Here is a 12,779-nt window from a genome sequence, read left to right as displayed (position 1 = left end):
TCTGATGGCGTTTTTATGACAGTGGCCGTGCCAGCTCCCGTTGATTTGGGCTTTTCACCAGCAGGCCGAGCAGGGCGCCGCCCATGATGAGCCCCCCCGCCAGCAGATGGCGCGGGGTGAGCGCCTCGCCGTTGAGCCAGACCAGCAGCAGGGTGCTCAGCAAGGGAGTGAGGTAGGCGAGCGCGCCGATGCGGCGCGGATCCCCGTCCCGCAGCGCCAGATACCAGGTGACGAAGGCCGCCCCCATGGGGCCGAGGGCGAGCCCGGCGATGAGCAGCCAGTCCCCCTGGGGGATCCGGGCGAATGGCAAGGGGCCTTCCAGCATCCATGCCAGCAGCAGGGCCAGGAGCCCTGCGGGCAGGCAGGCGGCGGCCGTGACCACGGCGGGAGCGGGAGGCAGGCGGCGGGAGAGCACGGAATAGGCGCCCCAGACGATGGCGGCGCCGAGGGCCAGCAGGTAGCCGGGCAGATGGGCCTGTTGCAACTGCAGGTGACCATCGACCATCACCAGCACCGATCCCGCGAGACCCAGGGCCCCGGCCAGCAGATGGTGCAGGCTCAGGGGATGACCCGGCAGCAGCAAGGGGGTGAACAGGATGATGCACAGCGGCCACAGGTAGTTGATGAGGTTTGCCTCCAGCACGGGGGCGTGGCGAAAGCTTGTGAACAGCAGCAGGTGATAGAGCAGCAGGGCGGTGATGGTCACCAGCCAGGTGAGGGGGCTGGCGCGCCACTGGCGCCAGAATGGCAGGGTGCCCGCCCCGCAGAACAGCAGCACCAGCCCCACCAGCACGAGCGGCGAGACGCTGGTGATCCGGGAGGTGAGCGCGGCGAGGGAGGCCCACAACAAGATGGTGAGCAGGGCAAAACCGGTGGACTTGTCCCACCAGGAAGACGCAGGCATCCAACACTCCTTTGCAAGATGAATGAACGAAAAAGAGGGCCAGTCTAGCAGACTGGCCCTCGTCACACAGCGTTGCCGTGACGGTGCGGGTTATGACTCCCGGCTCGGGACGGCCCCTGCCGCCGGAGCCAGGGACTGCCCCTTGACGTACCAGACGATGAGGGCCAGCACCAGCAGCGGCAGCACGGGGTCGAACCAGGTGCCGCCGGAGCCGAACAGCAGGTTCAGCAGGGCGACGCCGGTGCCGCCGATGGCCCAGGCGATGGTGGTCGGGATGGACCAGACGATCATCTGCTGCTTGACGTCGGAGATCCCCATCATGCGGTTGACCACCCAGAACAGGCTGTCGTTGAAGTAACCGAAGAAGAGCGACCCCATGGTGGCGGCCTGGGCGGCCAGCAGCATGTTGACCCCGGGGATCTGCGCCAGGATGGGGGCGGAGATGGAGGCCGCCGTCACCATGGCCACGGTGCCGGACCCCTGGATGAGGCGCACCAGAGTCGCCACGATGAAGGGGATCAGGATGGGGGAGATGGGCAATTGGGCGATCTGCTCGGCCAGTTGCTGGCCTGCGCCACTGTCGCGCAGCACAGCCCCCAGCGCCCCACCGGCACCGGTCACCAGCAAGATGATGCCGGCGGATTGCAACCCCTCTTCCAGGCGGGCGGCGGTGGCGTGCCTGTCCATGTGCGGGACCAGGGTATAGACCGCCAGCAGCACGCTGATGGCCAGCGCGATGATGGGGGTGCCGATGAAGTTGATGCCCTGCACCAGGGGGTTCGCCATCAGCCCGTCCATGCCCTCCAGGGTGGCCAGAGTGGTGAAGATGGCCTTGACGAAGATTAGCACGATGGGCACCAGGATCGGCAGCAGCGACAGGGTCAGGCTCGGCAGGGTCTTGCCCTCCTTCTCCTTGAGGTACTGCTCATAGGTGGCTTGCAGCTCGTCCGGGGTCTGGGCGGCCTGGGCACCGAACTCGGGGTACTTCTTGTCGAGCCACTGGGCGTAGAAGACGATGCCGAGCACGCAGGGGATGGCCAGGGCCATGCCGGTCAGCAGCATGGCGCCGATGTCCACGCCAAACAGGCCGGCAACCCCCAGCGGGCCCGGGGTCGGCGGCACGGTATGGTGGGTTACCACCAGGCCGCCCGCGAGCGCCACCCCCAAGGTGAGCAGGGAGCGCTTGCCACTTTTTGCCAGCGCCTTGGCCACCGGATAGAGGATGACGAAGGCGGAATCCACGAAGATGGGGATGCTGACGATGTAGCCCGTGATGGCCAGTGCCCACTCCTCGCGGCGCTTGCCGAGCCACTTGATGAAGCTGTAGGCGATCTGTTCGGCGGCGCCGGAGACCTCAAGCAGGCGACCCATCATGACCCCGAGGCCGATGACGATGCCGATGCTGCCGAGGGTGGAGCCAAAGCCCTGGGTGATCACGGTGAGGGTCTTGTCGATGCTCATGCCGCCGGTGATCCCGGCGATGCAGGCCGCCGCCAGCATGGCGATCAGGGCGTGCACCCGGGTGCGGATGACCAGGAACACCAGCACGAAGACCGCGATGATGAGACCGATGATGGGGGTTGGGATGTCGCTCATGATGCCTCCTGCATGTCATGGGTGATGAAACTGTCGATGATGTCGGCAAACGTCCTGTCTGCCGCGAAGCCGAGGGCGCTGGCTCGCTGGTTGTCGATGCGTCCCGGCCAGCTCGCCACGATGCGCTCGATGGCCGGATCGGCGGCAAACTGCACCCGATCCCGGGCCGCCTGGCCACCGACCCGTGCGAGGGCCTCCAGCATTTCGCCGACGGTCACGCTGATGCCGGGCAGGTTGATGCTGCGGGCGTCACCGGTGGCGGGAAGTCTGGCCGCCAGCAGGAAGTTCGCGACCACGGTGGCGGGGCTGGAGAGCCAGAGGCGCAGATCCGGGCTCACCGGGCAGATGGCGCTCTCCCCTTGCAGCGGCTCGCGGATGATGCTGCTGACAAAGGAGGAGGCGGCGCGGTTCGGCTTGCCCGGCCGCACGCAGATGGTGGGCAGGCGCAATACCAGACCGTCGACGAAGCCCTTGCGGCTGTAGTCGTTGACCAGCAGTTCCCCCATGGCCTTCTGGGCGCCGTAGGAGGAGGTTGGGGTCAGGGCGGTACCGTCATTCACCAGCTCCGGCAGCGGGCCGCCATAGACGGCGAGCGAGCTGGTGAAGACGAAGCGGATGCCCGGCCGGGCATGGCGGCACGCCTCCAGCAGGGTGCGGGTGGTGTCCAGGTTGACCTGCCAGCCGAGATCGAAGTCCTGCTCCGCGTGGCTGCTGACGATGGCCGCCAGGTGGTAGACCACGGCGGTCCGCTCGCTGATGAGGGACTCGGCGACACCGGGTTCGGTGAGGTCGGCCCGCAGACAGCGAACCCTGGGGTCCGGCAGGGGGGATTGCGGCTGCTGGATGTCCACCAGCAGCAGCTCGGTGAAGGGGTGGGGGCCTTGCAGCAGGGCCCGGGCCAGTTTCTGGCCCAGGAAGCCACCGCCGCCGGTGATGATGATCTGCATCTTGTTATCCTCAGACTCGTTCATGTTCAGGGTCGTTATTGTTGTGTCAGCCAGCCCAGCCCTTCCCGGGTGCCGGCTCTGGGGTTGTACTCGCAGCCTATCCAGTCGTGGTAGCCCGCCTGCGCCAGCGCCTTGAACAGGTGGGGGTAGGCGATCTCCCCCTCGTCCGGCTCGTGGCGATCCGGCACCGAGGCGATCTGGACGTGGCCGATGGCCGGACCCAGCTTGCCGATGAGGCGGGTGAGATCCCCGTCCATGATCTGGGCGTGGTAGAGGTCAAGCTGCACCCCCACGTTGGGCCTGTCTATCTCCTGCACCAGGGCCAGGGCGTCGAGCTGGTGGGCCAGGAAGTAGCCGGGCACATCTCTATCGTTGAGCGGCTCCAGCAGCACCTTGATGCCGTCTTCGGCCAGGAAGTCGGCGGCGAAGCGGATGTTGTCGATCAGGGTCTGGCGGTGGGCCGAGAGGCTATGAGCAGGGTCCACGATGCCGCTCATGGCGTGTACCTTGGTGCAGCCGAGCGCCAGGGCATAGTCACGCACGCTTGGCAGGTGGCCGCGAAACTCCGCTTCCCGCCCCGGGATGGCAGCCATGCCGCGCTCACCTGCGCCCCAGTTGCCCGGCGGCATGTTGAACAGGGCCTGGGAGAGCCCCTGCTCGCGCAAGCGGCGGCCCAGCTCTGCGGCCGGCCACTCGTAGGGGAAGAGGAACTCCACCGCCTCGAAGCCTGCGTCGCGGGCGGCGGCGAAGCGCTCCAGAAACGGCACCTCGGTAAACAGCATGGTGAGATTGGCGGCAAACTTGCTCATGGTTTCATCCTCCTCAATTCATCAATTTCGGGTTCGCTCAGGTAGCGGATGGAGTGGCCATGAAGCATCAGTGCCAGGCGTGCCGTCTCCTCCAGTTCTTCCATGTTGTTGACCGCATCCACCAGATCCTTGCCCGTCACCACGGGGCCGTGGTTGGCCAGCAGGAAGGCGTTGCCTTCGGGGGCGCGGCGCCCCAGCTCCTCGGCGATGCGGGCATCCCCCGGTTTGTAGTAGGGGATGAGCGGCAACTGGCCGACCCGCATCACGTAGTAGGGGGTGAAGGGGCGGATGACGTTGGCCGGAGCCAGCCCCTCCAGACAGGAGAGGGCGGTCAGGTGGGTGCAGTGCAGGTGCACCACGGCCCGGCAGTCCGGATTGTTGTGGTAGATGGCAAGGTGGAAGGCCACCTCCTTGGAGGGGCGATCACCTCCCAGGTGTTCCCCCTGCAGGTTGACGTGAGAGAGCCTGTCGGCGCTGAGCCGTCCCAGGCAGGAGCCGGTCGGGGTGGCGATCAGGGTGCCGTCCGGCAGCAGGGCGGAGAGGTTGCCGGCGCCCCCGGTGGCATATCCGCGCTGGAAGAGGGAGGCCCCCAGCATCACCATGGTGTCGCGCAGTGCCTGTTCAGTCATGGAAGTACTCCTGAGCCTTGTCGAAGAAGTCGTCGCTCCCGAAATTGCCGGACTTGAGGGCCAGCGACAGGGGGGAGTCGATGGCCCGCACCCAGGGCACACCGGGGGCGATCTGCGGGCCTATGTGGAACGCCTTGACGCCGAGGGCCTGGGTGACCCGGCTCGAGGTCTCGCCACCGGCGATGATGAAGCGGTCCACGCCGGCGCCTTGCAGCAGTTGGGCGAGGCGGGCAAAGCAGTGTTCCACCGCGTCGCTGGCCGCCTGCTGGCCGTGGGTTTCCTGAATGCGGGCCAGCTCCGCCGGGCTGGTGGTGGCGTAGACCAGCGGCGCCGGGGTCCGGGGCTGGTCCAGTACCCAGCGCGCCAGCTCGGCCGGGTAGTCGGCCTCTTCGAGGCAGCGCACCACATCCAGCGCCAGGGCAGGAGCGTGCTGGCGATAGCGGGCCACCTGACGGTTGGTCATCTCGGAGCAGGAGCCCGACAGCACCGCGGTGCGGGTGCCTCTGGGCCAGCCCGCTTCGCGGGCACCCTGCAGATCGCCGCTCCCAAGCTGACGGGCCAGGCCGATGGCGAGGCCGGATCCGCCGGTCACCAGGGGCATGTCGAGGGCGGCGGTGGCGATGTCCAGCAGGTGCTGCTCGGTCAGGGTGTCGACCACGGCGTAGCGCACACCCGCTTGCGTTAGCTGCTCAAAGGCGTCGGCAATGGCGCCGGGACCCTGTGCGATGGTATTGAACGGCACCAGACCGGCGCGGCCCTGGGCTTGCCCCTCCATCAGCCGCAGCAGGTTGCTGTCGGTCATGGGGGTGATGGGGTGATGGCGCATGCCGGACTCGGCGAGCGGCTGGGCGCCGACGAAGAGGTTGCCCTGATAGACGGTGCGACCGTTTACCGGCAGGGCCGGACAGATCAGGGTGAAGTGCTGGCCAAGCGCCGCCAGCAGGGCGTCGGTGACGGGGCCGATGTTGCCCGCTGCCGTGCTGTCGAAGGTGGAGCAGTACTTCTGGTAGATGCGCGGGCAGCCGCGGGCCTTGAGCCAGTCGAGGGCCGCCAGGGAGTCGCGCACTGCCTCATCGGCCGGGCAGGAGCGGCTCTTGAGGCTGATCACCACGGCGTCGACCCCGGTCAGATCCGCCTCTGCCGGGATGCCGGCAAACTGGATGGTGGAGAGGCCGTTCTCCACCAGGAAACCGGCGATGTCGGTGGCGCCGGTGAAGTCGTCTGCGATGACTCCGAGTTTCATGCTTGCTCCTCCTGACCCGGCAGGGTGATGCCTGAGAAGATCTTGATGACGGCGCTGTCATCTTCCTGGCCGTGGCCCGCGTTGCTGGCACCGAGGAACATGTTCAGCGCCGTGCTCGCGAGCGGCAGCGGGAAGCGCAGCGCCTTGGCGGTGTCCGCCACCAGGGTGAGATCCTTGACGAAGATGTCCACTGCGGAGCGGGCCTGGTAGTCACCGGCCAGCACCCGGGGCATGCGGTTTTCAAACATCCAGGAGTTGCCGGCGGCATGGGTCACCACGTCATACATGAGATCCAGGGACACCCCTGCCCGGCTGGCCAGCGCCATGGCCTCGGCGGCCACCGCGATGTGCACCCCGGCCAGCAGCTGGTGGATGATCTTGACTGTGCTGCCCTGGCCCGGCTCGCTGCCGACCCGGTAGACCTTGCCGGCCACCGCATCCAGCACCGGGGCCAGCTTGTCGAAGGCGGCGTCGGCGCCTGCGGCCATCACCGTCATCTCGCCGGCATCGGCCTTGATGGCACCACCGGAAACCGGCGCATCCAGCATCGGCAACCCCATCTGCGCCAGCTCGGCGGCCAGGGCGCTCGCCTCTTCGGCAGCGATGGTGGAAGAGACCATGATGGCGGTGCCCGGTTTGAGGTGGCGAGCCAGCCCCGCTTCGCCGAGCAGGATGCGGCGCACCTGGGTGGCGTTGACCACCAGCAACAGCACGGCATCGAGCGTCTCGGCCAGGGGCCTGGCATCGGCCATGACGGCGGCGGCACCGGCCTGCTGCAACTGGCCGCGAGCCTGTTCGCTGAGGTCGATGCCATAGGTGGTGAGCCCGGCCCGCAGGCAGGAACGGGCGGCGCCCATGCCCATGGCGCCCAGGCCGATGACCGCAACATGATAGGGAGTGCTCATCTCGTGATTCCTCGATTACGACTGATGAGCAGATAGTAGAGGCTTGCGGCGATGAAATATCAGGCAGTCGTCACAAAAAATAACTTAATTGGTGTTAATTTTTGTTATTTATGAGGGTTGAGATTCTTTCGAGTCAAATTTTGGCGTTTTTTGTGTGAATAAATGTGATTTGTGAGCCCGTTTCAGGTTATTTATCATTTTTTCCCAGGTCGCTGGGGTAGAATGGCACCTTCCTTTTCCCGAGGCGCGAGGCAAGATGATTCCCGTAGAGCGACAGCAACGTATCCTGCAACTGCTGGCAGAGCGCGGCGTGGTCAGCATAGTGGAGCTGACCGACTGGCTGCAGGTCTCCCACATGACCATCAGGCGCGACATCCAGAAGCTGGAGGAGCAGGGGCGGGTACTCTCCGTTTCCGGCGGGGTCAGCCTCTCCCAGCGGATCAAGAGCGAGCCCTCCCACGCCGCCAAGCGCAGCCTGATGCAGGGGGCCAAGCTGGCCATTGCGCGGCTCGCCGCCGCCCAGGTGAGCGAGGGGAGCACCGTCTATCTGGATGCCGGTACCACCTCCCTGGAGCTGGCCCGGGAGCTGGCGCTTCGGGAAGATTTGATGATAGTGACCAACGACTTCATGGTCTGCGCCTACCTCATCGAGCACGGCCGCTGCCGCCTCTATCACACCGGAGGGCAGGTCATTCGCGAGAACCAGTCCTGTGCCGGGGAGGCCACCGCCCACTTCCTGCGCAACCTCCATCTGGACATCGCCTTCCTGTCAGCCTCCTCCTGGGACAGTCAGGGGATCTCCACCCCGAGCGAACAGAAGGTGCCGGTGAAGCGAGCCGTGGTGGAGTCGGCGGCGACCCGCATCCTTATCTGCGATTCGTCCAAATATGGCAAGGTGGGGACTTTCAACGTGGTGAGCTGGGATGCGATCGATCAGGTGATCACCGACGAGCAACTGCCCCAGAGCGCCCGCGAGGCATTGGCACAGCACGGGGTCAGGGTGACCATGGCGCCGCTGGCCAGTCTGGTGGCCAGCGCCGAACAGGGGTAAGGAGAGGGGCGACAGGCGGCGAACCACAGCGCCACCCGGCCGGGATCAGCGACCCTCTGCGGCCGGTGCGTCCGTCAGCTTGGCGGAGCCCTGGATCACCTCCCCCGCCTTCTCGATGTCCCGCCCCATCCCGTGGATGGTGTTGCAGCCCAGCAACCAGAGGCTGGTGCAGAGCACCAGCAGCATGCGATTCGTCTTCATCCTTGCTCCTTTCATGCTATGGGGTCAGTTTGAGCAGGCGCCCCTGGCCTGAATCCGTCAACAGGTAGAGGGCGCCGTCGGGGCCCTCCTTGACGGTACGGATCCGCTCCCCCAGATCAGTCAGCAGCCGCTCCGCCGACACTATCTTGTCTCCGTCGAGGTGCAGGCGCAACAAGGCCTGACCACGCAGGGCGCCGACGAACAGATCCCCCTGCCACTCCCTGAACAAGTCCCCCTGATAAAAGGTCATGCCCGAGGGGGCGATGGAGGGCACCCAGATCCAGCGCGGTGCCGTCATGCCCGGCGCGCTCTGGCCCACGCCAATCTTGCCGCCCCCGTACTCCTCGCCGAATGTCACTTTGGGCCAGCCGTAGTTGTGGCCGGGCAGGATGAGGTTGACCTCGTCCCCGCCCTGGGGACCGTGCTCGTGAGCCCAGAACTGCTGGCTGCCCGGGCGCAGGGCCGCCCCCTGCATGTTGCGATGGCCCAGGCTCCAGATCTCCGGCAGGGCCCCCGGCGTCTTGACGAAGGGGTTGTCGGCGGGGACCCGGCCATCCTTGTGCAGGCGCACCGTCTTGCCGAGGTGGTTGTCCAGCGTCTGGGCCCGCTCCCGCTCGCTGTAGCGATCCCCCAGGGTGATGAAGAGGTGGTCATCCGTCAGCACCAGGCGGGAGCCGAAGTGGGCGCCGCCGGCCACCTTGGGCTCTTGGCGAAACAGCAGTTGCCAGTCGACGAGGGCCTCTTTTTGCAGTCGGGCCCGGGCCACGGCGGTGCCGGCGCCTCCGTCCCCCGGCTCGCTGTAGCTGAGATAGAGCCAGCCATCGCCGTCCAGGGCGAGATCGAGCAGACCCCCCTGACCCGTGGCGGCGAGGGGCGGCAGGCCGGAGACCACATGGCGGTTGCCGCCCGCATCGATGCGCAGCAGGCGCCCAGGGCGCTCGCTGACGAGGTAGCCGCCATCCGGCAGGAAGGCGAGCCCCCAGGGGTAGCGTAGCTCCCCCGCCACCGGGGTCAGGGTCAGTGCCCGCACCGGGAGCACCAGGCAGACAAGCAGCAGGGCAAACAGTCGCAACATGGGACCTCCTCGAGCGGCCAGACCTGAATGTCGCTGAAGTATAGGGGAGGCAAACGGGAAAACGTGAGCAACAACAAGCCATTGGGTGATACCGGCGGTGCCGGTTGTTCCTTGGGGCAGGAAGGGAAAGGGGGTGAGCCAGGGCTCACCCCCCTCTGGCTAGAAGAGGGCTGGCACGATGCGAAGCGGGTGATCCGATGGTTTGACTTTGCCTATCTTGCGCTTGGGCAGCTTCACCGGCTCCGCCGGCAGCGCCTCGTAGGGGATGTGCGCCAGCAGGTGGGAGATGATGTTGAGGCGCACCCGTTTCTTGTCCTCGGAGTGGGCCACGAACCAGGGGGCCCAGGCGGTGTCGGTGGCGATGAACATGGCATCCCGCGCCCGGGTGTAGTCATCCCAGCGATCGAAGGACTTGATGTCCATGGGGGAGAGCTTCCAGATCTTGCGGCCATCGTCGATGCGATCACGCAGCCGCCGCTCCTGCTCTTGTGGGGTCACCTCCAGCCAGTACTTCAGCAGAATGATGCCAGAGTCCACCAGGGCTTTTTCCACCATGGGGGTGCCAGCTAGGAATTTGTCGCTCGCCTCCTCGCTGCAAAAACCCATGATGCGCTCCACCCCGGCCCGGTTGTACCAGCTGCGATCGAAGATGACGATCTCCCCCGCCGCTGGCAGATGGGGGATGTAGCGCTGGAAGTAGAGCTGGCTTTTCTCCCGCTCCGTGGGGGCGGGCAGTGCGACGACCCGAAAGACCCGGGGGCTGACCCGCTCGGTGATCGCCTTGATGGTGCCCCCCTTTCCAGCCCCGTCGCGCCCCTCGAAGACGATGCAGACCTTGAGCCCCTTGTGCACCACCCACTGCTGCAGCCTGACCAGCTCCACGTGCAAGAGGCGCAGCGCCTTTTCGTATGCCTTGTTGCCAAGGGGCTTTTGCGCCTCGGCCACGACCGGTTCTTCCGTTCTGGATTTTCGTTTGCTGCCCATGATGTCCTTCTCTGTGTCTCGGCGAATGGAAGGCCGTCCTGCCGGACGGCGCCCTTCAAGGGTAGATGACGGTGTGCCGCCACCGGGAGTGGCAACTACCGGGGGATGGCCGGGATCATCTTTGGTGGGGCTCGCGGGGTTGTTGGTGGCAGTGAGACATTGAAGAGGGGGGGGCGGGACCTGGCCGCCATGGATGCAGGGGAAATGGCGCAGAAACGCACAAGGGGCTGGCATCATGACGATGCCAGCCCCTTGCTGTGTATGGTGTTCCCGACTGGAGTCGAACCAGTGGCCTGTCCCTTAGGAGGGGACCGCTCTATCCTGCTGAGCTACGGGAACCTTGTGGCGGGCATTATACAAGAAGCATTGTGCTTTTAAACCCTTGATTCCTATTCCAATACGGCCAGGTCACCGATTTGGAGATTGAACGGCGAATATTTGTTCTGACTGCTGATGATGGCGCCATCCTCGAACACCTGCACCACCTCGAACAGACCGTCTGCGGGGTTGCGCATCACCCTGGACTTGCCATAGGGGTCGGCGAAGTCGGCGCTGTGCTGGACCCGGAACTGGTCCCCGAGTTTGACCCCGTTGCGACGGCCCAGGTTGATGTGGGGGCCGCGCTCGTGCTGGGCCACGATCCGGGCGGTGACGGGGGCACAGGCGAGTTCGGCGGCGATGTCCTGGGCCGCCTCCTTCAACTGGTAGCCCACCTCCTGGCCAAAGCTCGACTGCCAGAACTGGCCGCCGCTGCTGCCCACCTGTTCCCGCTTGGAGAAGGTCCAGTTGGCGCGGCCCTTGTACTCCTTGCGGCCGAGCAGGCTGCCGTTAATGCCGTCGAACAGGTAGAGCTGCATGGAGAAATTGCGCACGGGATCCTCATACCAGCTGGTGAGGGCGTTGCCCTGGGGCTCGAGGGAGAGGTCGTCGATGCTGCCGAGCACCAGATACTGGCTGTCGGTGCGCAGGCTCAGGGCCTTGATCTCCTCGAGGGCGCTGCGATCCCCCTGTTGCAGATGGAGAGGGTCGATGCGCAGATTCTCGTCCAGCCACTGGCGAGCGACCACCTGGGGCGTCGTCGCCAGGGTTTCAAACAGCCGGCGGGAGAGATCGGCGGGCATGTCGTCCAGGGCACCGGTGCTCGCCTGGTCCGGGTAGCGCATGCGCAGGCGCACCAGCGTCAAATCCTTGGCGTAGTGCTGGGTCTGACAGATCTGCCGCTCCGCCTGGATGTCGGCCACGAGGGTGATGTACATGCGGCCGTTGCGCACCTCTTCGCGCTTGAGGCGGTACTGGCGGATGTCGCCGCCGGAGCGGATCTGGATCTGCTCGGAGCGCAGGCTGCCGTTTTCCAGGCGCTGGATGCTGGAGACGGAGGCGCCGCTGGCCAGCAGCGCCTGGCGCAGGGCATCCCGGGTCGCCTGCTCGCGGGCGTAGACCTCGTCGCCCCCCAGAATGGCGGCACTGCCCTGGGCCTCGATAAGTTCGGCCCTGGCCGACAGGCTGGCCAGCAGCAGGGTGAACAGCAGCGAAACTTTCATAACAAACACCTTGAGTGGGCGACCCCGCTGCCGCCGTGGGGCGGGTCAGGGATCCTGGACACAGATCCGGTCTGCACCGGAGCGGGTGACCAAATAAAAGCAAGAACCATGCCTTCTTCCCTGGCCGGAGCCCGTACGGTGGGCTCCGGTGGCACAGTGCACGCCTTTGCCCGGGGATCATCGAGGATCCTGCGCGCATTCCCGCCTCAAGTGTTGGCGGTTGCGACCGATAACAGGTCAGGTGCAGATACAGGAAAGGTATCCATGAAGAGAGTTATCACGGTGCTGGCGGTGGCGCTGGCATTGGTCGGTTGCGGGTCGGCCGACCCCATCAATCGGGAGCTGGGAGACCCTCGCCAGGCGGCGAAGGGGATGGAGCTCAACTGGCTGGTGGCCCGCATGACGGATCAGCTGATGGAGCGCAAGTCCCTCACCACCCTGACCGAGCCCATTGCTGTCGCCTCCTTTGTCGATCTCGACACCCTGAAGGACACCAACTGGATGGGGCAGCAGATCGAGGAGAGCTTCATCTACGAGCTGAACCGGCGCGGGGAAGTGGTGGTGGACTTCAAGACCACGGGCAACATCCAGGTGACCCCGCAGGGGGACTTCGTGATGAGCCGCAACTACAAGGATCTCTCGTCCCGGCTACCCATCTCCCGCATCCTGACCGGCACCTTCAGCCGCAATCAGCAGGGGATCCTGGTCAACGCCCGCATCATCGATCTGCGCACCAAGATGGTGGAGACCACGGCCCAGAGCCTGATCCCGAAACAATATTTGTCCGGTGCCAGCAACTCCTTTGGCCGGGCCTCCATCAATCGCGGTTACCTGATGCGGGGGGGCCAGAGCCCGTCCGGTCATCTGGTCAACCTGACCCCTTGAGGTGGCGCG

11 protein-coding genes, 1 tRNA gene and 1 pseudogene are annotated in these 12,779 nt (G+C 65.8%); 2 read left to right on the top strand and 11 right to left on the bottom strand.

Features of this window, described 5'->3' with window-relative positions; all coding sequences use genetic code 11:
- Positions 1-13: 13 nt before the first annotated feature.
- From AB5Y50_RS08200 to ltnD, 7 genes are all read right to left on the bottom strand, one after another.
- Positions 14-904 (bottom strand): DMT family transporter, encoded by an 891-nt coding sequence (locus tag AB5Y50_RS08200; protein WP_010673293.1) that lies wholly within the window; start codon positions 902-904, stop codon positions 14-16.
- Between the two features lie 90 nt (positions 905-994).
- Positions 995-2,500: a GntP family permease gene (locus AB5Y50_RS08195; RefSeq protein ID WP_010673294.1), complete on the bottom strand. Its 1,506-nt coding sequence runs from the start codon at positions 2,498-2,500 to the stop codon at positions 995-997.
- On the bottom strand, positions 2,497-3,471 hold the full coding sequence (gene denD, locus AB5Y50_RS08190) for a D-erythronate dehydrogenase (RefSeq protein ID WP_223929660.1): 975 nt from the start codon (positions 3,469-3,471) through the stop codon (positions 2,497-2,499). The genes AB5Y50_RS08195 and denD overlap by 4 nt, the downstream gene beginning before the upstream one ends.
- Positions 3,472-3,482: 11 nt before the next feature.
- Positions 3,483-4,256: a 2-oxo-tetronate isomerase gene (otnI, locus tag AB5Y50_RS08185; RefSeq protein ID WP_010673296.1), complete on the bottom strand. Its 774-nt coding sequence runs from the start codon at positions 4,254-4,256 to the stop codon at positions 3,483-3,485.
- Positions 4,253-4,885 carry an aldolase gene (locus tag AB5Y50_RS08180; RefSeq protein WP_010673297.1) on the bottom strand — a complete coding sequence of 211 codons (633 nt, stop codon included), beginning with the start codon at positions 4,883-4,885 and terminating at the stop codon, positions 4,253-4,255. The genes otnI and AB5Y50_RS08180 overlap by 4 nt, the downstream gene beginning before the upstream one ends.
- Positions 4,878-6,128 carry a 3-oxo-tetronate kinase gene (otnK, locus tag AB5Y50_RS08175; RefSeq protein ID WP_010673298.1) on the bottom strand — a complete coding sequence of 417 codons (1,251 nt, stop codon included), beginning with the start codon at positions 6,126-6,128 and terminating at the stop codon, positions 4,878-4,880. The genes AB5Y50_RS08180 and otnK overlap by 8 nt, the downstream gene beginning before the upstream one ends.
- Complete coding sequence (gene ltnD / locus AB5Y50_RS08170) at positions 6,125-7,033, bottom strand: L-threonate dehydrogenase (RefSeq protein ID WP_010673299.1); 909 nt, start codon at positions 7,031-7,033, stop codon at positions 6,125-6,127. The genes otnK and ltnD overlap by 4 nt, the downstream gene beginning before the upstream one ends.
- A gap of 256 nt (positions 7,034-7,289) precedes the next feature.
- On the opposite strand from ltnD, the gene AB5Y50_RS08165 reads away from it, so the two are divergent.
- Positions 7,290-8,084, top strand: coding sequence for a DeoR/GlpR family DNA-binding transcription regulator (locus tag AB5Y50_RS08165; RefSeq protein ID WP_010673300.1), 795 nt, complete (start codon positions 7,290-7,292; stop codon positions 8,082-8,084).
- Positions 8,085-8,165: 81 nt separating this feature from the next.
- Here the strand turns inward: AB5Y50_RS08165 and AB5Y50_RS08160 are convergent.
- The 4 genes and pseudogenes from AB5Y50_RS08160 to AB5Y50_RS08145 all read right to left on the bottom strand — a co-directional run.
- Positions 8,166-9,360, bottom strand: a pseudogene (locus AB5Y50_RS08160) (PQQ-dependent sugar dehydrogenase); the annotation flags it as partial.
- A gap of 159 nt (positions 9,361-9,519) precedes the next feature.
- On the bottom strand, positions 9,520-10,344 hold the full coding sequence (gene ppk2, locus AB5Y50_RS08155) for a polyphosphate kinase 2 (protein ID WP_010673303.1): 825 nt from the start codon (positions 10,342-10,344) through the stop codon (positions 9,520-9,522).
- A gap of 262 nt (positions 10,345-10,606) precedes the next feature.
- Positions 10,607-10,683, bottom strand: a tRNA-Arg gene (locus AB5Y50_RS08150).
- A gap of 50 nt (positions 10,684-10,733) precedes the next feature.
- A complete protein-coding gene (locus tag AB5Y50_RS08145) occupies positions 10,734-11,885 on the bottom strand; it encodes a flagellar assembly protein FlgT (protein ID WP_010673309.1) in 1,152 nt (383 codons plus the stop codon).
- A 264-nt stretch (positions 11,886-12,149) separates the two neighbouring features.
- On the opposite strand from AB5Y50_RS08145, the gene AB5Y50_RS08140 reads away from it, so the two are divergent.
- Entirely contained in the window at positions 12,150-12,770 is a 621-nt protein-coding gene (locus tag AB5Y50_RS08140) for a FlgO family outer membrane protein (protein WP_010673310.1), read from the top strand.
- Positions 12,771-12,779: the final 9 nt, after the last annotated feature.

The sequence above is a fragment of the Aeromonas sp. s6 genome, assembly GCF_040907815.1.
Lineage (GTDB): Bacteria > Pseudomonadota > Gammaproteobacteria > Enterobacterales > Aeromonadaceae > Aeromonas > Aeromonas caviae.
This window is presented reverse-complemented; position numbering and strand designations above follow the sequence as displayed.